This is a genomic window from Pseudarthrobacter sp. AL07 (genome assembly GCF_029960665.1).
Taxonomy (GTDB): Bacteria; Actinomycetota; Actinomycetes; order Actinomycetales; family Micrococcaceae; genus Arthrobacter.
Window position 1 is genome coordinate 1 of record NZ_JASBRB010000029.1, and the last position, 22,388, is coordinate 22,388.

The following is a 22,388-nucleotide window of genomic DNA, read 5'->3' on the forward strand; positions in this document are numbered from 1 at the left end:
CACCACAACCATTTATCAGCCGTGGATCGCTCCGGAGCAACTTTTCAAACTTACCCGGTTTCCCACCCCGATGCAAATCCATATTCCAGGACCCACACCAGCAGAAAACACATCCCCACCAAACAAAGGCGCCCAAAAGAACAACCAACATTTGGTCTTGAATTAGGGGGTTTGGCCGCCCGCGGTAACCAGCTCTTCACTGTTCCCCTCGCGGCGACTTAGAAAACAATACACCCACCCAACCCCCACCGCAAATCCACCCCCACAACGGGCCCTAACCCCGCCATTCCGGGCCCAAAACCGGCATCGGCACCCAAAACCGGGCACCGCCGTCGTTCGTGACTTCTGTGTGCTGCAGCACAACGGCCTCCGCCGCGGCGAGGACCTCGACGAGCTCGATCGCCAGAGGGGCGCAACCACCGGGGACAGCCCGATCACCGAAAGCCTTAAACGCAGAAGGGCCGGCAACCAAACGGTTGCCGGCCCTTCTTAAGCAGCTGGAATCAGCAGTGCTGGATTACCAGGAAGACTTGGTGATACCCGGGAGCTCACCACGGTGAGCCATGTCGCGGAAGCGAACACGGGAGATACCGAACTTCTGGAAGGTACCGCGGGGACGGCCGTCGATGATGTCGCGGTTACGCAGACGGACGGGCGACGCGTTGCGGGGAAGCTTCTGCAGGCCGAGGCGTGCAGCTTCGCGAACTTCGTCGGTCGAGTTGGGGTCAACCAGAGCCTTCTTCAGTTCGAGGCGCTTTGCAGCGTAACGCTCAACGATGACTTTACGCTGTTCGTTCTTTGCGATCATTGACTTCTTAGCCATGTGTTTAGCGCTCCTCTCGGAATTCGACGTGCTGACGGATCTTGGGATCGTACTTCTTCAGAACCATACGGTCCGGGTCGTTACGACGGTTCTTCCGCGTCACGTAGGTGTAACCCGTGCCCGCAGTCGACTTGAGCTTGATGATCGGACGTACGTCCTTGTCCTTAGCCATTAGAGCTTCACTCCCCGAGCAAGGATGGCGGCGACGACTACGTCGATGCCGCGCACGTCGATGGTCTTGATGCCCTTTGCAGAAAGCTGCAGAGTGACGTTACGGCGCAGGGACGGAACCCAGTAGCGCTTCTTCTGGATGTTCGGATCGAACCGACGCTTGTTGCGACGGTGCGAGTGCGAAATGCTGTGCCCAAAGCCCGGCTCGGCTCCGGTCACTTGGCAGTGTGCTGCCATGACTTCTCCTCAAAATTGAATGTAATGATCCGCATATCTGCTGCAGAATCATGCGGCTAAGTGCGACCCAAAGTGATCAGGGTGAACGGTTAGTCACGCAACTTGAGCCCCTAACTACCGGCTACCCTGGCGAAAATTACCGGGCCACCGGAGCAATTGCGCACGCTCCGCGCACTTAGCGCTCACCAAGTCTACGAGTTCACGCAATTAAAGACCAATCCGGGCCCGGACGGTGTATAAGAGGGCGCTGCTTCACAGGCGCGTGAGCTGCGCGTACTTCTGTGCCAGGCCGTCCCCCGAAGACTTGCCGGTGACGCGGCGGACCACCCACGGCCCGGCAAATTCGCGGACCCACCGGGCGTTGGCGCGGAGGGCTTCGGCCCGGTTCAGCTCGGGCACCGGGGTCATGGGCGGGACTTCGATCGAGTGGTCGCGCTCCAGGACGGTGAGGACCCGTTTGGCCATGTTGGCATGCCCGGCGGCGGACATGTGCATCCGGTCCTGCGCCCACATGCCCCAGTCGTAATACTCGTTGAAGCGCCAGTAATCCACCAGCAACGCACCGTGGTCCCCGGCAATGCCGCGGACCAGTTCGTTGTAGATGGCGGTGCGGCCGCGCATGGTGCTGAAAACCTTGGAGCCGCGCGCGTCAAAGCCGGTGAACATCACCACGGTGGCGCCGGTGGCCGCCAGCTTGCGGATGCCGGCGTCGTATTCCGCCAGGAGTTCGTCGATGTCGATCCTGGGCCGCAGAATGTCGTTGGCACCTGCGTAAATGGTCACCAAGGTGGGGTTAAGCTCGACGGCGGCGTCCACCTGTTCTGCCATGATCTGGCGGAGCTTCCTGCCGCGGATGGCCAGGTTGGCGTAGCCGAAGCCGGGATCCGCCGCGCCCAGCTGCTCCGCCACACGGTCCGCCCAGCCGCGGACTCTGTTGGGACGGCTGGGGTCGTCATCCCCGACCCCCTCCGTGAAGGAGTCGCCAAGCGCTACATACCGGGTCGAAAAGTCCATAGCGTCAGTCTTTCATCTGTTGCCGGGAGCAACCAAGACGGGGCCTGTCCGGTCGGTGGCCGCCAGAGCGACGGCTTATTGCCCGTTTTCCGTCTCACGCAGGATCCAGTGGTCATCGTCCAGCCGGGCCACGATCTTTTCGCCGATACGGGCGAGGTCATTGACGTCGCGGTCGGTCAGGGCATCCAGGAACTTGGTACGGACTGCCTCCACGTGCCCTGGTGCGAGCGCTTCCAGGGTGGCCATCCCGACGTCGGACAGGTGTGCGGTGGTGACCCTGGCATCGCGGGGATGAGGACGCCGCTCCAGCCATCCGCGCTTCTCCAGTTTGGAGACCACGTGCGAGAGCCGGGACAGCGACGAACTGGTGCGGGCGGCCAGCTGGCTCATCGGCAGGAAACGGCCCTCGGCTTCGGACAGCATGGCCATGACGTTGTAATCGAACAGGGACACCTTGCCGGCGGTGTGGAGCTGGTTGTCCAGGGCAGCCGGCAGCAACGTGTTGATGCTCAGGAGTGCCAGCCAGGCACGTCGTTCGTCGGCGTTGAGCCAGCGCGGTTCGGTCATGCGTCCATTCTAGAAGCAGAGCGTGGTTGAGCGTTCAAGTGACGCACCAGTACCCCTGGACCCGTCCGAGTAGGCTGGCTTTATGTTTGTTGTATCGCTGACCTACAAGGTGCCCGAAGACATTGTGGACTATCACCGCCCTGCCCATATGGCCTGGGTTAAGCAGGCGTTCGACGACGGCGTGTTCCTTGCGTCCGGACGCCTGGTTCCGGCGGTGGGCGGTGTGCTGTTGTCCAAGGCCAACCGAACCACACTGGATGCTGCGTTGGCCAGGGACCCCTTCTACAGCAACGGTGTGGCCGAGTTCGAGGTCATCGAATTCACCGCCACGACCGTGGCAGAGGGCTACGAAAACCTGCTGGACACCTAGGACTTCTCCGCAGCTGCCCTGGTTTTATCCGCTAGCTTCTTCAGCCCACGCTTCCGCGGCACCTTGACGGGTTCCGGCCAGCGCGGCGCCAACGCATCCCCAAGCGTGACGCCCCTGATTTTGCGGCCGAAGAGCGGCAGCACCCAGTCATTGACCCAACGCCGCTGCCGCAGCTCCCACTCCCGCAGGCTGAGCCGGGCCGGCGGGTCCCAGTCCTTCGGGCGGATCTTGTGCGGCACCCCGAGCTGGTCCAGGACCTGCCCGGCGAGGTACTTATGGCCCGCCTTGGACATATGGAGGCGGTCCGAGTCCCACATCCGACGGTCATGGAAGGCGTCCAGGCACCAGTAATCCACCAGGATCGCCCCATGCTTAGCGGCGATCTCGCGGACTCGCTGGTTGTAGACCGTGTTCCGCTTCTTCAGCAGCTCCAGGACGACTGATACTTTGACGTCGAAGCCGGTGAACAGGACCACCGTGGCCCCGCTCCCGGCCAGCTGCGCCACGAAGCTTTCGTACTCGTCCATCAGGGTGGCCATGTCCGTGCCAATGTCCAGGATGTCGTTGCCGCCGGCATACAGGGTGACCAGCGCGGGCTTCATGGCGAGGGCCGGCTCTAACTGCTCGCTGATGATGTGCTGTAGGCGCTTGCTCCGGATAGCAAGGTTGGCGTATTCCCAGCCCGGCTCAGCCCTGGCCAGCTTCTCCGCCACCCGGTCAGCCCATCCCCGCACGCCGTTTGGCAGCCGCTCATCCCGGTCCCCCACGCCCTCGGTAAAGGAATCCCCAAGGGCAACAAAGACACGCCGCCCATTCCGCGCAGGCAGTAAGGGAGAGACATCCACGCGACCAACCTAGCCATACAAAACTACGCCAAGGTTAACCCCAAGCAACAGCAGGGGGGAGGTCTTAGAGCTCGGCCTTACCCTGCCGCCAGTACCCCATGAAGGCGACCTGCTTGCGGTCGATACCGACGTCGCGTACAAGGTACCGCCGCATGTCCTTGATAACGGCTGCCTCACCGGCGATCCAGGCATAGAAAGGCATGGCGCCGGCGGGCATGGCGGGGTTCTTGGTGGCCTCGATTTCGGCTGTCCGCATCCGCGCGGGCGTCTCCCAGAGGATGTCCACGTCCACGTTGACGTCTTCGGGCTCCGGGCCCGCGCCGGCGTCGGACGCTTTGATGCCCACCCAGCCGGGAACGGGAACCGCCACGCGCACCGCCTGCCGCAGCAGCTCGCCGTGCAGGCGTGAGCGGCCGATGGCGGCACCGCGGGCGAGCCAGGTGATGTCGATGTCGGCGTCTGTCTTGAGGTCGAGGAAGTCGCCGGCTTCCGGTACTTCCAGGAGGGCGTGGCCGCTCATGTAGGACGGCAGGCTTTCGAGGATGGCGGAGATGGCGGGAATGGCGGTTTCGTCGCCGGCGAGCAGGACACGCTGGGCCATTCCGGGCCGCCACTCGATGCCGCCGTAGACCTCGGCGGTGTAGCACTGGGCGGCACGGCTGTTGGGGCCGATGAGGGTGATCGCATCGCCCGGCTTGGCGTTCAGGGCCCAGTTCGCGGCCGGACCGCCGTGGCCATCCGCGTCGAAATGCATCACGAAGTCAACGTCAATTTCCGGATACACGGCATCAAGCCGGGACTGGCGGACCGTGTACGTGCGCATCGAGCCGCGCACAGCGGGGTCCATCGCAAGCCATTCCCGGTACCAGCCGGCCTGCTCCATTTCGAAGACCGGCAGGGGCAGTTGCGTGCCGTCGGATGCCAGGGACGGGATCATCAGTTTGATCCGCAGATCGAGGGTGTCGCCGTTAACGCCGAAGTCCCGCAGCGAGTACCCGCCAAAGGTGATCCGGAGGAAGTTGGGACTCAGCTCCTGCACCGAGGAAACGATCACCTCGAAGGCCAGAGTCATGGGCTCGGTGGCGGCGATGTCGCGGGTCTTCATGAAACGAGCTCCAGTTCTGTTGCGGTGCTGTGGTGGCGGCCGATGGGGATAATCAGTGGCGTGCCCGAGACAGGATCGGGAATGACCCGGGACGCCAGGCCGAAGACGTCCCGGACCATCTTTTCGGTGACAACGTCAAGGGGGTCTCCCAGGGCCACAATCTCGCCGCCCTTCATGGCGATGACGTGGTCCGCGTAGCGTGCTGCCAGGTTCAGATCGTGCAGGACGATAGCCACGGTGGTGCCGCGCTTGCGGTTCAGGTCCGTGACCAGGTCCAGGACTTCCACCTGGTGCGCCAGGTCCAGGTAGGTGGTGGGTTCGTCCAGCAGGAGCACCTCGGTTTCCTGGGCCAGCGCCATGGCGATCCAGACCCGTTGGCGCTGACCGCCGGAGAGTTCATCGACGTTCCGCTCAGCGAGTTCCAGCGTTTCCGTCGCCTCGAGCGCGCGCTGCACAGCGGCGTCGTCCTCCGTGCTCCAGCTGCGGAAGAAGCCCTGGTGCGGATACCGGCCGCGGCCCACGAGGTCGCGGACGGCGATGCCGTCCGGCGCTGTGGGGTGCTGCGGGAGGAGGCCCAGGGTGCGCGCCAGTTCACGGGCCGGGCGTGCGTGGATGTCCTTGCCGTCCAGCGCGACCACGCCGGCTGCCGGTTTGAGAAGGCGGGACAGGCCGCGGAGGAACGTGGATTTACCGCAGGCGTTGGCGCCCACGATCATGGTCACCTTGCCTTCGGGGATTTCCGCCGTGAGGCCGTCCACCACGCAGCGCTGGTCGTATTTTAGGGTGAGGTCCTGGGCGCTGAGAACGGCCATGTCAGGCATCCTTTCGGTTGGCCGTGACCAGAAGCCACAGCAGGAACGGGGCGCCGAGCGCGCCGGTAATAACGCCGACGGGCAGCACGGTGCCGTCCAGCACCAAGGGGGCAAGGTTGGCCGCGATGTAATCGGCGGTGAGGACAATCAGCGCACCCACCAGGGCCGACGCCGGGAGGCTGGCTTTTAGGGTGAAGCGCCGGGCGATGGGCCCGGCCAGGAAGGCGACGAACGAGACCGGCCCGGCAGCCGCCGTCGCCACCGCGGCGAGTGCGACGGCGGTGACCACCACGGCGAGGCGGGCGAACCCGACGCGGATGCCCAGCCCGGCCGCGGCGTCGTCGCCGAGTTCCAGGATGCGCAGCGGCCCGGCAAGGGCGATGACGGCGGGGACCAGGACCAGCAGCGCGAGTGCGAGCATGCCGGCCCGGTCCCAGTTGGCGGAGTTGAGGGAGCCGTTGAGCCAGACGAGGGCGTCGGCTGCCGTGCGGATGTCCGCGCGGGTCATCATGAAGTTGACCACCGCATGCAGGGCGGCGGCGATGCCCACACCGGCCAGAATCAGCCGGTTGCCCGCGGCGTTCCCCCGGATGCCGCCGCCTGAGCCCAGTGACGGTCCGCGGGAGATGGCGTAGATCAGGGCTGCGATGCCCAGCGCGCCGCCGAGTGCCGCTCCGGACACGGCCGGACCGGTGGCGCCGAAGATCACGATGGCGGTGACCGCGGCCGCGCTCGCACCGTAGCTGATGCCGATCACGTCCGGGCTGGCCAGCGGGTTGCGGAGCATGGTCTGGAACAGGCCGCCGGAGAGCCCGAACGCGGCGCCGATCATTACGCCGATGACGGCCCGGGGCAGTTTGTTCTCCATGACGATGAAGCTTGCGCCGGGGATTTTCTCGCCGCCGGTCAAGTGCCCGATGAGGATCTTGAAAAAGTCCGGAACAGTCACGGTGTAGCTGCCCAGGAGCACGTAAACCGAGAACATAACCACAACGCCGAATGTCAGGGCGACGGTCCGCCAATGTTGCGCTATCAGTTTTGGTCGCCAAAACCCGGTTTTGGCAACCGGAAGTGATAGGTCAACGGGGGGTTTGGTTTCGACGAGGTTCACAGTCCGGCCCCCTTGCCGCGGCGGATGAGCCAGACGAAGACGGGCGCGCCCACGAGTGCGGTCATGATGCCGGCCGGGACCTCGCCGGGAAGCAGCACGACGCGGCCGATGATGTCCGCGCCGAGCAAAAGTGCCGGCGCGAGGACCAGGGAGAACGGCAGGATCCAGCGGTAGTCGGGGCCGGTGAGTGAGCGGACCGCGTGCGGAATGACCAGGCCAACAAAGCCGATGGGTCCTGCCAAGGCCGTCGCGGAGCCGCACAGCAGCACAATGCCCAGGGCGGTCACCCCACGCGTCAGGCCCACACGCTGGCCGAGCCCGCGGGCGATGTCATCACCCAGCGCGAGGCTGTTGAGGATGCGGCTGGTGCCGAGAATAATGGCTGCCCCGACGGCGAGGAACGGGAGGCCCGGGAGCACCACTGCCCAGTCGCGGCCGGAGATTCCGCCCACCTGCCAGAAACGGAAGCGGTCCAGGGTGTCCTGGCTGGAGACGAGAATGACGCTCATCAGGGAATAGAGCCCGGCGTTAAGCGCGGCCCCGGCGAGGGCAAGCTTGACGGGCGTCGCCCCGTCCCTGCCCATGGACGCGACGAGATAAACCACGACGGCGGCGGCTCCGGCGCCGATGAAAGCGAACCAGATGTAGCCGCTCAGGGAGGTAACGCCAAAAAGGTAGATGCCGGTGACCACGGCCAGCGCGGCGCCGGCATTAACGCCCATAATGCCCGGATCTGCCAGCGGATTGCGGGCAACGCCCTGCATGGCGGCGCCGGCCAGGCCCAGGGCACCGCCGGCAAGGATGCCGAGGACGGTGCGGGGGATGCGCGCGTGGACCACGGCGTGGTCCCCGTTGGCGGCGTCGAACTGGGTGAGCGCCTGCCACACAGTGGCCAGGGAAAGGCCCCGGGCGCCGATGGCCAAGGAAGTGGCGGCTAATAGAGAAAGTACGACGACGGCGGCCAGCAGCCAGGCACCCTGCCTGGTTCTGGCCTTCCCGCCGTCGCCAGCCCCTCGACCGGCGCGAACGGACACTTGGGGCCCTCGTTGCGATCCGACCGGGGCCCCAAGTGTCCGTTCGCGCTGTCCGGCGGGTGCCGTCGTCGTACTTTCCGTCATGGAACGGTGCTTACTTCACTGCATCCGCGGCGGTTGCCAGCTGCGGGAGGAACGTGTCCAGTGACCACGGCAGGCTCAACGGTGACGCGGCGGAGATGGACAGCGTCAGGGTGTTGTCCGAATCGGCAACCAGGGCGCCGCTCTTGACAGCCGGGATTTGGCCAATCAGGGGATCGGACTTAATGGAATCGGCGGTGGCGGCGTCCGGAACCCAGGTCACAAACACGTCGGCCTCAAGCTCGTTGGCCTTTTCAGCGGACCACGGGATGAAGAACTCCTTGGAGCCCTTCGAGTTCTCCTCCACAACAGATGCGAGCTTCATACCGATCCCGCTCAGGAAGCGGGGGCGGTTGTCGTTGGCGGTGTAGATGTTGACGCCGTCAGCCGAAGCGGGCTCCAGGTTGCCGTAGATGAAGCTCTTGCCGGCAATCTGCGGGTACTTGGCAGCTTCCGTCTTGACGGTGGCCTCAGTGTCGGCGATGAGCTTGGTAGCCTCAGCCTCCTTGCCCAGCGCCTTGCCGATGATGGAAGTTGAATCCTGCCAGGAGGTTCCGTAGGCAACCTCGGGGTGGGCCACCACCGGTGCGATCTCGGTGAGCTTCTTGTAGTCCTCTTCGGTCAGGCCGGAGTAGGCGGCCAGGATGACGTCAGGGGTGAGCTTGGCGATCTCGGTGAAGTTGATGCCGTCGGCCTCGGAGAACTGGACCGGAGCCTTGTCGGAACCGAAGCTGGCGCCGAGCTCTTTCAGCGCCGCATCCTTCCACGGAGTGGAGCCCTGCCCGTTGCCGCCCCATTCGTTCTTCGGGACGCCCACCGGGACAACGCCGAGGGCAAGGGCAACGTCGTCGTTGACCCAGGAAACGGTGACTACGCGCTTGGGCTGTGCCTTGACTGTGGTTTCACCGAAGACGTGCTTGATGGTGACCGGGAACTGCGAGCTGCCGGAGCTGGAGCTGCTGGCGTCCGAGGTGGAGGACGCGGGGCCGGTGGAGCAGGCGGACAGTGTGAGCGCCGCGGCGGCCAGAACGGCCGTTGCCTTGCCGGCTGATTTGAACAGCGTACGGCGGGTGGCACTCGGGCCGTAGAAGAGGGGGGAAATCACGGAACTCCTTAGGTGAATGATGCGAACCTAAGTAAGGGTAGCCTAGCCTGCTAATAATTAGAAAAGCTTTGTATTGCGTAATTGATTACGTGACGCACCGAATAGCAAAGCGGGGTCACATATGGCCCTTCCCGGCGGGGATTTTGGGCGTAATGTGACCCCGCGTTGGGGTATTGGAGACTGGTTAGCGGAGCACGATGTCCACGGGGTTCGCCTCGGACCGCCACTGACCTTCCGCGCCGGGCCTGGGCCGGATTACCGGAGCGGTGAGCACGCCGGAGCGGTTGGTGCGCTTGTCCCGCAGGATCTCGGTCACCGAGCCCAGGTGCCGGGACAGGTCGATCACGTTCTCCGGGGCGGCCAGGAGCAACTGGAATCCGAACTCGTGCAGCGCCTTGATCCCGGCGCCGGCAAACTCCTCAGAGGCCAGCACAAACGCCTCATCCATCATCACGGTGCCGTAGGTGGTGAATCCCTGCTCGGCGATGCCCAGCTGGTAGCTCAGCGCCGCGGCCATGATGAACGCCGTGAAGCGCTGCCGCTCGCCGCCGGACATGGAGCCGGTGTCCGCGTGCATGTAGACGTCGGTCCGCTTGCCGCCGCCCTTCCTGCCCGACGCCGGCCCGGCCACGTCCCGGTGCTCCTTGCACTGGATGAACAGGTGCCCGCGGACGTCCAGCACTTCGGCGCGCCAGCGCCGGTCCTCGGGGGTGGGTGAGCCGAGCCGCTTTACGAGCGTTTCGAGGGTCTTGTACCGGGCGGTGAGCTCGGCGTCGTCGCCTCCCCCGGTTTCCGGGCCGGAACCCGCGCGAGTGGGCCGCGTGTGCCGGGCCTTCAGTGCGTTCTGGATGGCGTCCTTGAACTGCTTGGCCGTGGCCGGCAGTGTCTGCTTGATGTCCAGTTCCAGGAAGCTGCCCTCGTGGAAGTTGACCTCGGACAGGATGCCGTTGAGCGGCAGGATGCGGCTGGTGATGGACCGCCGCTCCTCGTCCAGCAGGTGCAGCAGCGTGCTGAAGGATTCGTGCGTGCGCTGGTTGAAGAACTGCCGGAACTCGGACTCCTGGGCGGGCAGCCCGTCGCTGATGATGGCGTGGTAGCGGCCTTCGAACTCCCCCGCGGCCCCGATGGCGGTGCCGTGGTCCGCGGAGATCGCGGAGCCCCACTCGCGCACAAAGCCCTCGAAGATCCGGGTCAGCCGTTCGGAGGTTGCCTGCCCGCGCGTCTCGGCGGCGTGCAGCTCCCCGAGCAGCGCCGTCCGGACGCGGTTGGCCAGGTTGTCCAGCTCATGCATCTCGCTGACGTCGCCGAAGTCAGTGAAGTACGGCTCCAGCGCATTGACGGTGGCATCCGACGGCGGCACCTGCTCCAGGCGGGCACGCGCGGCTTCCAGCAGCGAATCGGCAGCGCTCAGCTGCCGGTCCAGTGCCTTGTATTCGCTCTGCAGGACTGCTGCGGCTTCGGTGCTGGCCTGGTGTTTCTGCCGCGCCGTTTCGATGTTGGCCCGCAGCGGTTCCAGGTCGGCCTGGGCGGCGAGGGCATCCTTGAGCCGCTGTTCAATCCGGGTGAGTTCATCGGCGGCGACGGCAGCGGACACCTGTTCCCAGTGCCGGTGGTCCTCCGCGATCCGGCGGAGGGCATCGAGCTGCCGGCTCATGCCCTGGTGCGACTCTTCACGGCTCTGCGCCAGCTCGGCGGCCTTGGCGAGTTCCTGCTGCAGGTCCTCCACCTGGGCGGCCACAAGTTCCAGCTTGGCGGCGTTGTCGAACCCGAGCACGTAGTCCTGGCGGCTGGTGAACCGGTCGTCCTTCTCTACCGTGTGCCGGTTGCGTTTGACCACACCGCCCAGGCTCAGGCCCTTGTCCAGAGTGGCCAGCTCATTCGGGTCCTCGACGCACGGGTAGGCGAAATCGAGGGCGATCCGCTCCCGGATCCATTCCCCGGCGTCCGCCACCGCGCCGCTGGCGAGGATGTCCAGCTTGGTGATCAGATCGCCGTCGCGCGCGTCCTCCACGGCGAGGGCGCCGCCCGCGAGCGGCTTGGATACGTCCACCGCGCGCAGGGCGCCACGTACTTTGTTGTCGTTCAGGTAGCGGGTCACCGCGGCGAAATGTTCGCCGGGGACCAGCAACGTGGTGGCGAGGTTCCGGAGGGCACGCTCCGCGGCCGGCCGCCAGTGTTCCTCCCCTTCGGCGAGGTCCATCAGCTCGCCGCCGAACGGCATGCGGTCCTCAGGAACGCCGGTGGCCGCGGCGATGGCCGCCCGGTTTTCAATGCTCGACGGCGGCAGCAGGGACTTGCGCGTCTTCAGGGACAGCAGCTCCTGCTGGGCTGCTGCCAGCTCACGCTTTTTGGTGGCGTGGCCGTCGAAGGCTTCGAAGCGGAGCTCTTGCAGGGCCTGCGAGTCATCCTTGAGCTCGGCCGATCTGGCGGCAGCCTGCTCGTGGGCCTGCTCCCACCCCGCATCGGTCCACTCCAGCTGCAGGCCGGCGTCGGACAGGGCCTTGCGGGCTGCCTCCTCCACCTGCTCGCGGAGCCGCAGCCCCACCTTGGCGTTGTCCAGCGACTGCTCGATCGCGGAAATCGCGTTGCCGCCCTGGTTGTTGTAATCGGCCTCCAGCTGGCGCAGTTCCTTGGCCAGCCCGTCGCGGATGGAACGTTCCCCGCCGAGCTCCTTGGCTTTCACCTGGGCCAGGTCCTTGAACCGGGCAAGGGTCTTCTGGTGCACCTTGACCGCGAGCTGCTGCTTGTAGGCTTCGAACTCCTCGCCCGACAGCCCGCGGAGCCGGTTTGCGTCCAGGAGCGACTGCGCATATTCCTTGTTCAGACCGGGCACCGGGGCCAGCTGGTCGCGCTGCTGCCGCACGTCCTCCAGCCGCTGCCGGATGGACATCAGGTTGCTGAACTCCTCCACCACGTCGTCCGCCGCGGCCAGCGTGGCCGGGGGGTCCAGGACCTGGTCGCGGAAGAAGGTATTAACGCTGCCGCCCAGGCCCTTGCCGGCCTGGATTACCCGCAGCAGGGGCAATGCCTGGTCCGAGCTGATGCCCAGGAGGCGGCGGAAACGCTCCGCGAAGGCCTTGTGCACATCGAAGATCTGGGCGTCCGGGAAGATCGTCTCCAACGCAGCTTTGGTGAAGCGCTTCTCCGCGATGTCCTCGATGGCCGGCAGGTCCAGCGGCTTGCTGTCGATCACGTAGAAACGCCCAACGCTGGACTCCGTGCCGTTTTTGGGCAGGTCGAACAGGGCGGACACCGTGATGCGGGTGCCCGCGGCGTTATCGAACGTCAGGGCGACGGCGGACCAGGTGGCACCGGGGCGCTGGAACGCACTGGCCGAGCCTTCGCCCACCGCCTTGTCGCCCACCTTGCCGCGCATATAGGTAAACGTGGTCCGCTTGTCCTCCACAGCACCGCCGGCACGCTGGGCCGCGGCCTCGTTGGAGCGCGGCCGGGCATCAAATACCCGCAGCATGGCATCAAACAACGTGGACTTGCCCACGCCCGAGTTGCCCGTCAGCAGGGTTCCGTTCCGGTCCACGTGCATCGTATGCGCCCCGTGGAACGTGCCCCAGTTGACCACCTGCACCAAAGCCAGGCGCATCTGGCCGGGATTCGTGAGGTCACCCATCGGCAGCATGGTTGCGATGCTCACTTGGCTTCCCCCGTTTCGGGGGTCGAGGCCGTGGCGGCATCGTCGTCCTCGGCACCCGGGTCGGAGTCGAGCTCTATAAGCGCTTCTGTGCCTGTTGGGTCTGCGGTGGCTGCAACCAGGGCTTCGATTTGGGCAGGGATGTCGCCGATGTTTTCGAAGGGGAGAGCCAGCGGGAGGGCATTGGAGATGGTGTAGACATCCTCCAGGCCTGTGGTGAGGAGCAGTTGGCGGGCCAGGAGCTTCGTGATGGCCCGGGTGACCACGTCCGAATCCCGCAGCGCGTCCTGCTGTCCGGCGGGCTGGTAGTGGGCCACGAGGTCAGCGATTTCCTCGCGGGTGATGGTCGCATCGGTCTGGGCCGTGACGTGGCGGTCCAACAGCATCCGCAGGCGGAGCAGCACGATGGTCTCCACCCGGCTCAGGGCACGCTGCTGGCGCAGGATGCTTGATCGGCCACTGCCGCCAATGGCCTCAGGATCCACCGGGCGCAGGACGGCGATCTTGCGTTCGTGGTCCAGCTGCAGGCTCAGGAACAGCTCGGACAGGCGGCTGCGCAGGATGATCTGGTTGTCCAGCAGCGTGGTCCACAGCTTCTCGTCGCGGCCGCCGTCAACGTACGGACCCTTGAGTAGCTTGACCAGCGCCTGGCGCACCTTCATCGAGAGAACCCCGGTATCGCCGGGAAACAGTGCCGCACCGTCCACAAACGTGTCCCGGGGCGTGACTCCGGCACCCCTGGTGATTAAGCCTGTCGAAATCCCGTGCGCCTCGGGCTCGAGCACTTGGGTGTTCTCGCGCTCCTCAACGGGAGGTGCCGCCGTCGTAATTTCTTCAGTCATCGTCAATCCTTCTTGAGGGTGACCACCGGCAGGTACGCCGTGCGGGTGGTGCCGTCGATCTGTTCGTAGTCCAGGCCATCCCAGCCGTCGCGGTCAAAGGCCGCGCCTTCCTGGAGGGCGTGCGAGAGGAGTGCACGGATGGAGTTGATGTGCTGCTCCTCGGGAGGGAGCTGTCCCCAGGCCTCGGCCAGGGTGGACGCGCCGGCCACGGCGGCCCGGATGGCCTCGGGACGGGCTTTGCCTGTTCTCGGCGAGCGCACCCGGTCTGAGTCGCTGAAGGCGATGGGGTCCGCCAGCTTGGGCGGGACGGCAAATTCGTCCGGGTCGTACAGCTTGACCATGGCCAGCGATTCGAACCCGGCGTTGAACAGCACCGGACCGCGGACCAGGCCCGGCCGTTCGCGTTCATACGGCAGGGACCTGATGGCCTGCTCGGCTTCGCGCAGCACCTTGCGGAGACGGACGGACTGGCGGAAGTCGTCGCTCTGGACGTAGGTGTTCAGGCTTTCGCTGAGCTTGCCGTAGATCCGCTGGATCTGGCTGTGCTGGTGGCGGAGCTCGGCCACCAGGTTCTTGAGCGTCTCGCGGTCCTCCGGCGAAAGGTCGTCGGCGAACTGCCGGCCGAGGACTTCGCCGATGGCCGAACGGAACCGGACCTGCTGCTGCGGGTCTTCCAGGAACGCGGTGAAGGATCGGAAGGTCCTGCCCTCGGGACTCTGCCGCAGCCGCTTATCCGCCTCGAGCACCTGCGCCATGGTGGCACCCTTGCTCAGGGACTCCTCGATGATCTGGTTGCGCAACTCGCCCACCAGTTCCTCGATGCGGTCGCGCATCTTTTTGTAGTCGGCGGGCAGGCTGGCGGCGAGGTCCAGGATGTTCCCGGCGGCTTCCACGGCTTCGTCGTCGTCCAGCAGGCCGTCAAAGTCGCCGGAGCTGATGTCCTGGATCAGCTGCCGCCGTTCCCCGATCTCGTCCTCAAGGGATTCCAGCCGGGCACTCTGGTCCGGGTTGGTCTCATTGGCCAGCTTCTCCACGTCGCCCAGCAGGGTACCCAGCCGGGAACCATTCAGCGTGGAACGCTCGCTGGAGAGGCTGTCCAGGAAAGCGAGCACGCGGGCGGCCGGTTCCGTCACCTCGTAAACGATCTGCCCCGACTGGTTGCGCCGGGTCAGGAAATGCTTGCGCGTCCACTCGTCCGCATAGTTCCTGCCGGACGACGTGCCGATGGCGGCGCCACCCGGCCCGGGTTCCTGGCGCCGGAGCTGCTCAAGGAAGGAGTCGACGTCGGCGTGGAACTCCTCGAGCGGAAGCTGCGGACGTGTGCGGGTAAAGGAGGCCTGGAGCACCGCAATCACCCAGGGCGCCGAGCGTGTCAGGGCCCAGGCGGGTCCTTTGGTAAGGAGTTCGAGGTCCCGGAGCCGGGCACTGATCGCGTCAGCGGATGACCTGGCGGAGCGGGGCACGCGCTCTCCTTCAGCTGCTGGGGGATGGGCTGGGCAGCGCGGATCGCGAAAACTGCCAACTACAAGGTTAACGCACCTTCCGCAAGCAACGCGGGGTCACTTAGCGCCCATCACAAGGGTCAACACGGGCGCGAAGTGACCCCGCGTTGGTTGGGAACGGAGGGGGCTTCCGCGACCGCTCCGTGACCTACCTCCCGGTAGCATTGCGATCCCGTATCAACCGGGCCTGACGGCGGGGCAACTCTGGCTGGGGCGCCCAAGGACCCCTACGCTCATGCTACTGATCTCAACCGAAGCAACGGCGCAGCAGGGGGAACAATGCAGTTCGACTTAAGTGCAGTGGAGACGGCCACCATGGTGTTCATCGGAACCCTGGTGTTTGGCCTGGTCCTGGTGGGTTTCGTCCTGACAGCAGGCTTCCTGGCCCTGGTCCTGGTGGGGGTAGGCAAGTTCGCCTGGTTCCTCGCCTCCACGACGCTGCTAACGGTGGTCCATGGGATCAACAGCGGCTGGGACAGGCTGGTCCACCACGCCTCCACCGGATCCCCGGGGGACTTCCAGGGCCAGCCATCCCCTAGCACTGGAAGCTACCCGCGGGTAATATTGAGAGACAGCTGAGGGGTTCTCCAACCCGGCGGATCCATGGCTTGAACCGGCCATCCCGGGCAGAGGAGATACCCCATGAGCTCCGCCACTGACAGTCCCGCCACGAACCCGCCCGCCACCCATATTCCGGCCACCGACGCCCTGGACGCCGAAGTCCCCGTCGCAACCGCCAATATCGGGTCCGAAGCCACCGCGGCGGATGCCCGCGCCCTTGCTGAAGCCTCCCGCGAGCTCGACTGGGACCGGCCCAGCTTCGCCAAGGGACTGTACCTGGGGACTTTCGACCTCAGCCTTATCCACCCCTGGCCGAAGGCAAAGTCCGATGACGTGGAACGCGGCGAATCCTTTATGGAACGCCTCACCGCATACGCCCGCACCATGTCCGGCCGCATGATCGAACGCGAGGCCAGGATCCCGGACGAGTACCTCCAGGGCCTGGCGGGCCTGGGCGTCTTTGGTATGAAGATCCCGCAGGAGTACGGCGGACTCGGCCTGTCCCTGGTCTACTACGGCAGGGCCCTGGCGCTGCTCGGCAGTGTCCACCCCAGCATCGGCGCCCTGATCTCCGCGCATCAGTCCATCGGTGTCCCCGAGCCCGTGAAGGTCTTCGGCACGCCGGACCAGAAACACGAGTACCTGCCGCGCTGCGCCGCCGGAGCCATCACCGCATTCCTCCTGACCGAACCGGACGTTGGCAGCGATCCCGCCCGGATGGGCAGCACCGCCGTTCCCACGGACGACGGCGGGAGTTACGTCCTGGACGGCGTGAAGCTTTGGACCACCAACGGCGTGATCGCCGAGCTGGTGGTGGTGATGGCCGTGGTGCCGGCCCACACCGATGCGGAGGGCACCGACCAAAAGGGCGGCATCAGCGCCTTTGTAGTGGAAATGGACTCCCCCGGCATCACCGTGGAGAACCGCAACACTTTTATGGGGCTGCGTGGCATCGAAAACGGCGTCACCCGGTTCCACCAGGTGCGGGTGTCCGCAGCCAACAGGCTGGGCCGCGAGGGCCAGGGCCTGAAGATCGCGCTCACCACGCTGAACACGGGCCGGCTCGCCCTTCCGGCGTTGTGCGTGGCGTCCGGCCGCTGGAGCCTGAAGATCGCCCGGGAATGGTCCAACGCCCGCACCCAGTGGGGTCGGCCGGTGGGCCAACACGAGGCCGTGGGCAAGAAGATCGCCTTCATCGCCGCGTCCACCTTCGCCCTGGATGCCGTCTTCGAACTGTCCGCGGAACTCGCCGACGCCGGGCAGAAGGACGTGCGGATCGAGGCCGCCCTGGCCAAGCTGTGGTCCTCCGAGATCAGCTGCCGGATCGCCGACGAACTGGTCCAGATCCGCGGCGGCCGTGGCTTCGAGACGGCCGACTCCCTGGAAGCCCGGGGAGAACGGGCGGTTCCGGCAGAGCAGCAGTTGCGCGACCTCCGGATCAACCGGATCTTTGAGGGCTCCTCGGAGATCATGAAACTCCTCATCGCCCGGGAAGCCGTGGACGCCCACCTTGCGGCCGCCGGCGACCTTGCGTCCGTGGATGCCAGCCTCCAGGACAAGGCGAGGGCCGCCGTCGGGGCTTCCGGCTTTTATGCCCGGTGGCTGCCCACACTCGTTGCCGGCGCCGGAATGGACCCCCGGTCCTACAGCGACTTCGGCAGGCTGGCCAAGCACCTGCGCTTTGTGGAGCGGTCCTCGCGCCGGCTGGCCCGCCAGACGTTCTACGGCATGGGTCGCTGGCAGGCGAAGCTGGAGTACAAGCAGGCATTCCTGGGCCGGGTGGTGGACATCGGCGCCGAGCTGTTCGCCATGGCAGGATGCTGTTCACGGGCCGAGATGATCCTTCGCACCACGCCGGAACATGCCGCCGCTGCCTACGAACTCGCCGACGCATACTGCGAGCAGGCCCGCGTCCGGATTGACGAGTACTTTGACCAGCTCTGGCGGAACACCGACGACGGCGACCATATCCTTTCGCGCAAGGTCCTGGCCGGGGATTACACCTGGCTTGAAGCGGGAGTACTGGATCCGTCGGAAGGCACCGGTCCGTGGATCGCCGATGCCACGCCGGGTGCGTCAACCAAGGAAAACCTGCACCGGAAGTACCGCTAGCAACTCATAAGCATCCTTGTTATCGCTGGCCACCAGTGGTTGAGTTGACGCATGAGCAACCAAACGGACCCTGAGGACAGATTTCCGCCGACGACGCGGAACGAGAATCTACGGAATGAAACTGCTCGTGACCAAGCCTTCGCCGGTGGTGAGCCCACGCGCGCCTTCGATCAGTCGCCGGCGCCCTATGCCGAGCCGGACTACGCCGAGCAGGGCTATGCCCCGGCTGCCCAAGCGCCGGTGGCCGACTCTTCAGTGCTGGATCCCCGCCTGACTGATCCGCGCCTGACCGATCAGCAGACGGCCGTAGCCAGGGAAAAGGAACGGTTCGGCGGCATCAAGGTGGGCTCGGCCTTTTTTGGCTGGCTCGCAGCCACCGGCATGGCTGTCCTGCTCACAGCCTTTGTGGCCGCAGCCGGAACTGCCGTAGGCCTGGCGAACAACACCGACGTAAATGACGCCGTCAACCAGGTGACGACGAACGGCGCCGTCGGGCTGGTGGGCATCATCGTCCTGCTGGCGATCCTGTTCGTCTCCTATTACTCCGGCGGCTACGTTGCCGGCCGGATGGCCCGGTTTAACGGCGCCCGGCAGGGCTTTATGGTGTGGATCTGGGCGCTGATAGCCGCAGTAGTGATTGCTCTGCTGGGCATCATCGCGGGCCAACAGTTCAATGTCCTGGCCAACCTGAACAGCTTCCCGCGAATCCCCATCAACGAAGGCGAACTGACCCTCACCAGCATCATTGCCGCCGCCGTAGTGGCCCTGGTCGCGCTCGTCGGCGCCGTGCTCGGCGGCCTGGCGGGCATGCACTTCCACCGCAAGGTGGACCGGGCCGGCTTTACCCCGGACGAAACGTACAGCGGCTGAACGTACCGCAGCTGAGCCTTAGGAGGCCGACCGCGCCCGGATGGTGGGCACGGGCATTTTCCCTGGCGAGACGCAACAGGGCAGTCAGGCGAGCCTCACGGCGTCGACGTAATACCAGCGGCGGTTTTGCCGGACAAAACGGCTGGTTTCGTGGTGGACTCCACGTTCGCCGTCTTGCCGGTAGTGAGCCTTGAACTCCACGGTTCCCTCAGTGTCCAACGGGCCGCCGCGGCTTGTGGACAGGATGTCCAGGCGGCGCCACTCCATGGCCGGGTCCAGCTCCAGATCCGAAGGCGCAGTATCCGGGTGCCAGGTTTTTCGGAGGTATTCGGTGTCCAGCAGGACAAACGCGCTGTAGCGGGAGCGCATCAGCTGATCTGCCGTGGCCGCGTCGGCCCCGCCACCATGGAACCGCCCGCAGCACTCCGCGTAAGCCTCGCCGGACAGGCAAACGCACGGGCCGGCGTTAATCGGATTCTCGGGCATGGCGCTCCTGTCTCGGTTGGCCGGACCGCTTTCCGGCGGCCTGGTGGATCCCTTTCGACTATAGGGCGCGGCCGGTGTTGTCATATCCGGTAACAGCTTCGAAACAACCTCGGACGAACCCCGCCCGGAGCCCGCCGGACGGAAAAATAGTCCGTAAGGTGGTAGGGGGCTGTTGCCCGTGGTGATGAGTGCCGGGACGGACTCCGCCGCCGGCAGAGAGGAGAGATGACATGGGAGATTCAACGACGATCGCTCTCAACCTGACTTTTTTCGGCACGCTCGGCCTGGCTTTCCTGATGTTCCTGGGCCTGTTCCTGCTGGTTGTCATCACCTTGCTGCTTGCCGGCGTCGGGCGGCTGTTAGTCCTGACCGCGATGGCCTTTTTCGGCCGGCTCCCGAAAAACGAAACCCTCCCCCTGGTTCGGCTGACCGGCGAGCCAGTGCCGCCGTCGGACGCCCCTCCTGCAACGCACGACGACGGCGCTGCCGTGGCCGTAGTGAGCACACCACGCGAGTGGCGCAAGGCCCTGCGGAACGGCCGCAATTTGCTGAAACCCTCCGAACTTCGGCCCCGCTTCCACCATGAGGTGGCGCAGCACCCGATGCTTACCGCGGCCCGCAAGGAGCCGCCGGTTCTCGCCGAGGACTGGGCCGCGGCGGTGGCCGAGGCGGATGCCCGGGCCATGGCGCGCGCCCGTGCGGCCGCCCCCGAAATCAGGATCTCGGTGCGTGATCTTCCCGGTCCCTCCGTTCCCGCAGAGAAGGTGGAGGCGGTGGCTCCGCTGGTGGAGTCGGCGCTGCATCAGGACAACCCAGGACCCGAGAACGCCAACCGCGACAACCTCACCCGTGAGGCCGCCGTCACTGGGGCCGCCCGCTCGTTCACGAAGCCGCCCGTCCCCGTACCGTTGTCCCTGCTGGATACCGGATCGCTGGTGTCGCTGTCCGGCCACGCGAAGGTCCTCAAGACCAAACTGCCTGCCGACCGGCGCTAGGACCGCGGGGCGCCAAGGCGTCACGAACCGTCACTGCTCACAACCCGGAAAGCCCTTATCCTGAGCAACTATCTCGACTACCGTGGAAACCATGGAATTCAGATACCTCGGAAACAGCGGCTTCAAAGTCTCGGAAATCACATTCGGCAACTGGCTGACGCACGGCTCACAGGTGGAGAACGACGTCGCCACCCAGTGCGTGCGGGCCGCGCTCGACGCCGGCATCAGCACCTTCGACACGGCAGACGTCTACGCCAACACTGCGGCGGAAACCGTCCTCGGCGAGGCGTTGAAGGGCGAACGCCGGGAGTCCCTGGAGATCTTCACCAAGGTCTACGGCCCTACCGGCCCCAAGGGCAAGAACGATCTTGGCCTGTCCCGCAAGCACATCATGGAGTCCATCAACGGCTCGCTCAGCAGGCTGCAGACGGACTACGTGGACCTCTACCAGGCCCACCGATACGACTTCGAGACGCCGCTGGAAGAAACCATGCAGGCGTTCGCGGACATCGTGCGGCAGGGCAAAGCGTTGTACATCGGCGTCAGCGAGTGGACGGCGGAGCAGCTCCGCGCCGGCCACGCACTGTCCAAGGAACTGGGCTTCCAACTGATCTCCAACCAGCCGCAGTACAACATGCTGTGGCGCGTCATCGAGGCGGAGGTGGTGCCGGCATCCGAAGAGCTGGGTGTCTCCCAGATTGTCTGGTCCCCGATGGGGCAGGGCGTGCTGAGCGGCAAATACCTGCCCGGCCAGCCTGCACCCGCGGGCAGCCGTGCCACGGATGACAAGGGCGGCGCCCGGATGATCGAGCGCTGGATGCGCGATGACGTGCTCGCCGGTGTCCAGGACCTCAAGCCGATCGCCGCGGAAGCAGGGCTCACCATGCCGCAGCTCGCGGTGGCCTGGGTCCTGCAGAACCCGAACGTTGCCTCGGCCATTGTGGGCGCGTCCCGCCCTGAGCAGATCGCTGACAGCGTTGCCGCCGCGGGTGTGGTCCTGGAGCCGGAGACCATGAAGAAGATCGACGACGCCATCGGCTCGCTCGCCGAACGCGATCCGGCGCACACCAAGTCCCCCGCCACCCGCGAAGCCTAGGAGAGCGCTGCTCCCCCGGAACTCGCCGTCACCGGGTCCACCGGCTGGCTGGGCGGCCAGGTGGCCCGGCTGCTGGCCGACGCGGGCAGCGCGCAGCGGCTTCTGGTGCGCGACGCCGGCCGCGCGCCGGAGCTCGACGGTGCCGTTCCGGCCGTCACCAGTTACGCGGACGCTGCACAGGCACGGGCCGCCCTGGCCGGGGTGCATACCCTGTTCATGGTCTCCGTCGGCCTGCACTATGCGGGTCGCTTGAGCTCAGCCTCGGCGCCCTCAAACGGGACCCCGCCATCACGGTCCCCTGGAGACCGCCGTGGAGGCTGTTTTCACCGGCACGGACGCGGGGATGCAAGGCGGTGTCCGGCAGCAGTACGCACGCAGCCTGCCCATTCGTGAGACGCTGCGGCCCGACGTCGTGCTTGCCTACGAAATGAACGGCGGCGATGGGAAGCGCCATCAGCAGGCCCAGCAACGGAACGCCAACCGTCAGCAGCGGGGCGGCCAGCGAATTGCTGAAGAAGCGCACCACCCGGTGGGACAGTACGGTGTTCAGCCGTACGAGGCCCGCGGTGCGAAGCGCTGCACGGGCCAGGGAGATGGGTTTCCCCAGCCCTATCAGCAGCGGCACCACAAAGAGCAGCAAGGAGATTTTCAGCGTGGACGCCCACCGCAGGTCAGCGCTGTACACACCAGGGAAGCCGCAGGTAAGGACCGTCAGGGATCCCAGACCCAGCAGGTAGAACGCAGCGGTCCGCCACCACGGCCAACGGCGGCCATTGGCCGTGGCCGTCCGGACGCCGAGCCCGTACAGCACACCGGCGGAAACAATGAGGATCAGTGCGGCCCAGCCGACCCGCCAGGCGCCTAAGACAACGTCGAAGGGGGCACAGGCCAAGGCTAAGGGATGTTCCTTGGAAAACGCCGGACGATCCATGACGGGCTTCATTCTTAAGGATTCCTTAAGCGCCCTGGAACAGACTGGTCCTCAAGCGGCCAGCCGGCC

Annotated in this window: 21 protein-coding genes and 3 pseudogenes; 8 read left to right on the forward strand and 16 right to left on the reverse strand. The window is 65.8% G+C overall.

Features of this window, described 5'->3' with window-relative positions:
• Positions 1-517 precede the first annotated feature (517 nt).
• The 5 genes from rpsN to QK290_RS16170 form a co-directional block, all read right to left on the reverse strand.
• Positions 518-823 (reverse strand): 30S ribosomal protein S14, encoded by a 306-nt coding sequence (rpsN, locus tag QK290_RS16150; RefSeq protein ID WP_026266887.1) that lies wholly within the window; start codon positions 821-823, stop codon positions 518-520.
• A 4-nt stretch (positions 824-827) separates the two neighbouring features.
• A complete protein-coding gene (rpmG, locus tag QK290_RS16155) occupies positions 828-995 on the reverse strand; it encodes a 50S ribosomal protein L33 (RefSeq protein WP_013602737.1) in 168 nt (55 codons plus the stop codon).
• A complete protein-coding gene (gene rpmB / locus QK290_RS16160; RefSeq protein ID WP_056342125.1) occupies positions 995-1,231 on the reverse strand; it encodes a 50S ribosomal protein L28 in 237 nt (78 codons plus the stop codon). Before rpmB ends, rpmG begins: the two co-directional genes overlap by 1 nt.
• Before the next feature lie 252 nt (positions 1,232-1,483).
• Positions 1,484-2,245 (reverse strand): SGNH/GDSL hydrolase family protein, encoded by a 762-nt coding sequence (locus QK290_RS16165; protein ID WP_282331656.1) that lies wholly within the window; start codon positions 2,243-2,245, stop codon positions 1,484-1,486.
• Between the two features lie 75 nt (positions 2,246-2,320).
• Positions 2,321-2,812: a MarR family transcriptional regulator gene (locus QK290_RS16170; RefSeq protein WP_282331658.1), complete on the reverse strand. Its 492-nt coding sequence runs from the start codon at positions 2,810-2,812 to the stop codon at positions 2,321-2,323.
• 82 nt (positions 2,813-2,894) lie between these two features.
• Here QK290_RS16170 and QK290_RS16175 point away from each other — a divergent pair, with 82 nt between their 5' ends.
• Positions 2,895-3,182 (forward strand): YciI family protein, encoded by a 288-nt coding sequence (locus QK290_RS16175; RefSeq protein WP_282331659.1) that lies wholly within the window; start codon positions 2,895-2,897, stop codon positions 3,180-3,182.
• Here the strand turns inward: QK290_RS16175 and QK290_RS16180 are convergent.
• From QK290_RS16180 to QK290_RS16220, 9 genes are all read right to left on the reverse strand, one after another.
• A complete protein-coding gene (locus QK290_RS16180; RefSeq protein ID WP_282331660.1) occupies positions 3,179-4,027 on the reverse strand; it encodes an SGNH/GDSL hydrolase family protein in 849 nt (282 codons plus the stop codon). The genes QK290_RS16175 and QK290_RS16180 overlap by 4 nt on opposite strands.
• Before the next feature lie 64 nt (positions 4,028-4,091).
• Positions 4,092-5,132, reverse strand: coding sequence for a siderophore-interacting protein (locus tag QK290_RS16185; RefSeq protein ID WP_282331661.1), 1,041 nt, complete (start codon positions 5,130-5,132; stop codon positions 4,092-4,094).
• On the reverse strand, positions 5,129-5,944 hold the full coding sequence (locus QK290_RS16190; protein ID WP_282331662.1) for an ABC transporter ATP-binding protein: 816 nt from the start codon (positions 5,942-5,944) through the stop codon (positions 5,129-5,131). Before QK290_RS16190 ends, QK290_RS16185 begins: the two co-directional genes overlap by 4 nt.
• A gap of 1 nt (position 5,945) precedes the next feature.
• Entirely contained in the window at positions 5,946-6,929 is a 984-nt protein-coding gene (locus QK290_RS16195; protein ID WP_282331686.1) for an iron ABC transporter permease, read from the reverse strand.
• Positions 6,930-7,051: 122 nt separating this feature from the next.
• Positions 7,052-8,173, reverse strand: a complete 1,122-nt coding sequence (locus tag QK290_RS16200) for an iron chelate uptake ABC transporter family permease subunit (RefSeq protein ID WP_282331663.1) — start codon at positions 8,171-8,173, stop codon at positions 7,052-7,054.
• A gap of 10 nt (positions 8,174-8,183) precedes the next feature.
• Positions 8,184-9,275, reverse strand: coding sequence for an iron-siderophore ABC transporter substrate-binding protein (locus QK290_RS16205; RefSeq protein ID WP_282331664.1), 1,092 nt, complete (start codon positions 9,273-9,275; stop codon positions 8,184-8,186).
• Between the two features lie 184 nt (positions 9,276-9,459).
• Positions 9,460-12,927 (reverse strand): ATP-binding protein, encoded by a 3,468-nt coding sequence (locus QK290_RS16210; RefSeq protein WP_282331665.1) that lies wholly within the window; start codon positions 12,925-12,927, stop codon positions 9,460-9,462.
• A complete protein-coding gene (locus QK290_RS16215; RefSeq protein ID WP_282331666.1) occupies positions 12,924-13,766 on the reverse strand; it encodes a DUF4194 domain-containing protein in 843 nt (280 codons plus the stop codon). The genes QK290_RS16210 and QK290_RS16215 overlap by 4 nt, the downstream gene beginning before the upstream one ends.
• Before the next feature lie 2 nt (positions 13,767-13,768).
• Positions 13,769-15,229 (reverse strand): DUF3375 family protein, encoded by a 1,461-nt coding sequence (locus tag QK290_RS16220; protein WP_282331667.1) that lies wholly within the window; start codon positions 15,227-15,229, stop codon positions 13,769-13,771.
• 318 nt (positions 15,230-15,547) lie between these two features.
• On the opposite strand from QK290_RS16220, the gene QK290_RS16225 reads away from it, so the two are divergent.
• The 3 genes from QK290_RS16225 to QK290_RS16235 all read left to right on the forward strand — a co-directional run bounded on the left by QK290_RS16225 (position 15,548) and on the right by QK290_RS16235 (position 18,811).
• Entirely contained in the window at positions 15,548-15,847 is a 300-nt protein-coding gene (locus QK290_RS16225) for a hypothetical protein (RefSeq protein WP_282331668.1), read from the forward strand.
• Between the two features lie 63 nt (positions 15,848-15,910).
• On the forward strand, positions 15,911-17,941 hold the full coding sequence (locus QK290_RS16230) for an acyl-CoA dehydrogenase family protein (protein ID WP_282331669.1): 2,031 nt from the start codon (positions 15,911-15,913) through the stop codon (positions 17,939-17,941).
• A gap of 51 nt (positions 17,942-17,992) precedes the next feature.
• Positions 17,993-18,811 carry a hypothetical protein gene (locus tag QK290_RS16235; protein WP_282331670.1) on the forward strand — a complete coding sequence of 273 codons (819 nt, stop codon included), beginning with the start codon at positions 17,993-17,995 and terminating at the stop codon, positions 18,809-18,811.
• An 84-nt stretch (positions 18,812-18,895) separates the two neighbouring features.
• On the opposite strand, the gene QK290_RS16240 is transcribed toward QK290_RS16235, so the two are convergent.
• A complete protein-coding gene (locus tag QK290_RS16240) occupies positions 18,896-19,297 on the reverse strand; it encodes a YchJ family protein (protein ID WP_282331671.1) in 402 nt (133 codons plus the stop codon).
• A 230-nt stretch (positions 19,298-19,527) separates the two neighbouring features.
• Between QK290_RS16240 and QK290_RS16245 the strand changes: the two genes are divergently transcribed.
• The 4 genes and pseudogenes from QK290_RS16245 to QK290_RS16260 form a co-directional block, all read left to right on the forward strand.
• Positions 19,528-20,292, forward strand: a complete 765-nt coding sequence (locus QK290_RS16245; RefSeq protein WP_282331672.1) for a hypothetical protein — start codon at positions 19,528-19,530, stop codon at positions 20,290-20,292.
• A gap of 91 nt (positions 20,293-20,383) precedes the next feature.
• A complete protein-coding gene (locus QK290_RS16250) occupies positions 20,384-21,388 on the forward strand; it encodes an aldo/keto reductase family protein (RefSeq protein ID WP_282331673.1) in 1,005 nt (334 codons plus the stop codon).
• A 48-nt stretch (positions 21,389-21,436) separates the two neighbouring features.
• Positions 21,437-21,613: pseudogene (locus tag QK290_RS16255) on the forward strand (SDR family NAD(P)-dependent oxidoreductase); the annotation flags it as partial.
• A gap of 82 nt (positions 21,614-21,695) precedes the next feature.
• A pseudogene (locus tag QK290_RS16260) lies at positions 21,696-21,830 on the forward strand (molybdopterin-dependent oxidoreductase); the annotation flags it as partial.
• 24 nt (positions 21,831-21,854) lie between these two features.
• On the opposite strand, the pseudogene QK290_RS16265 reads toward QK290_RS16260, so the two are convergent.
• A pseudogene (locus QK290_RS16265) lies at positions 21,855-22,331 on the reverse strand (cytochrome c oxidase assembly protein); the annotation flags it as partial.
• Positions 22,332-22,388 lie beyond the last annotated feature (57 nt).

Bases quoted from the DNA above. Each gene is read 5' to 3' on its own strand.
- QK290_RS16170 (WP_282331658.1), bottom strand. From the start codon at position 2,812: ATGACCGAACCGCGCTGGCTCAACGCCGACGAACGACGTGCCTGGCTG.
- QK290_RS16215 (WP_282331666.1), bottom strand. From the start codon at position 13,766: ATGACTGAAGAAATTACGACGGCGGCACCTCCCGTTGAGGAGCGCGAG.
- QK290_RS16230 (WP_282331669.1), top strand. From the start codon at position 15,911: ATGAGCTCCGCCACTGACAGTCCCGCCACGAACCCGCCCGCCACCCAT.
- QK290_RS16250 (WP_282331673.1), top strand. From the start codon at position 20,384: ATGGAATTCAGATACCTCGGAAACAGCGGCTTCAAAGTCTCGGAAATC.
- QK290_RS16225 (WP_282331668.1), top strand. From the start codon at position 15,548: ATGCAGTTCGACTTAAGTGCAGTGGAGACGGCCACCATGGTGTTCATC.
- QK290_RS16190 (WP_282331662.1), bottom strand. From the start codon at position 5,944: ATGGCCGTTCTCAGCGCCCAGGACCTCACCCTAAAATACGACCAGCGC.
- rpmG (WP_013602737.1), bottom strand. From the start codon at position 995: ATGGCTAAGGACAAGGACGTACGTCCGATCATCAAGCTCAAGTCGACT.
- QK290_RS16185 (WP_282331661.1), bottom strand. From the start codon at position 5,132: ATGAAGACCCGCGACATCGCCGCCACCGAGCCCATGACTCTGGCCTTC.
- QK290_RS16240 (WP_282331671.1), bottom strand. From the start codon at position 19,297: ATGCCCGAGAATCCGATTAACGCCGGCCCGTGCGTTTGCCTGTCCGGC.
- QK290_RS16245 (WP_282331672.1), top strand. From the start codon at position 19,528: ATGGGAGATTCAACGACGATCGCTCTCAACCTGACTTTTTTCGGCACG.
- QK290_RS16165 (WP_282331656.1), bottom strand. From the start codon at position 2,245: ATGGACTTTTCGACCCGGTATGTAGCGCTTGGCGACTCCTTCACGGAG.
- QK290_RS16175 (WP_282331659.1), top strand. From the start codon at position 2,895: ATGTTTGTTGTATCGCTGACCTACAAGGTGCCCGAAGACATTGTGGAC.
- rpmB (WP_056342125.1), bottom strand. From the start codon at position 1,231: ATGGCAGCACACTGCCAAGTGACCGGAGCCGAGCCGGGCTTTGGGCAC.
- QK290_RS16235 (WP_282331670.1), top strand. From the start codon at position 17,993: ATGAGCAACCAAACGGACCCTGAGGACAGATTTCCGCCGACGACGCGG.
- QK290_RS16195 (WP_282331686.1), bottom strand. From the start codon at position 6,929: ATGTTCTCGGTTTACGTGCTCCTGGGCAGCTACACCGTGACTGTTCCG.
- QK290_RS16200 (WP_282331663.1), bottom strand. From the start codon at position 8,173: ATGACGGAAAGTACGACGACGGCACCCGCCGGACAGCGCGAACGGACA.
- rpsN (WP_026266887.1), bottom strand. From the start codon at position 823: ATGGCTAAGAAGTCAATGATCGCAAAGAACGAACAGCGTAAAGTCATC.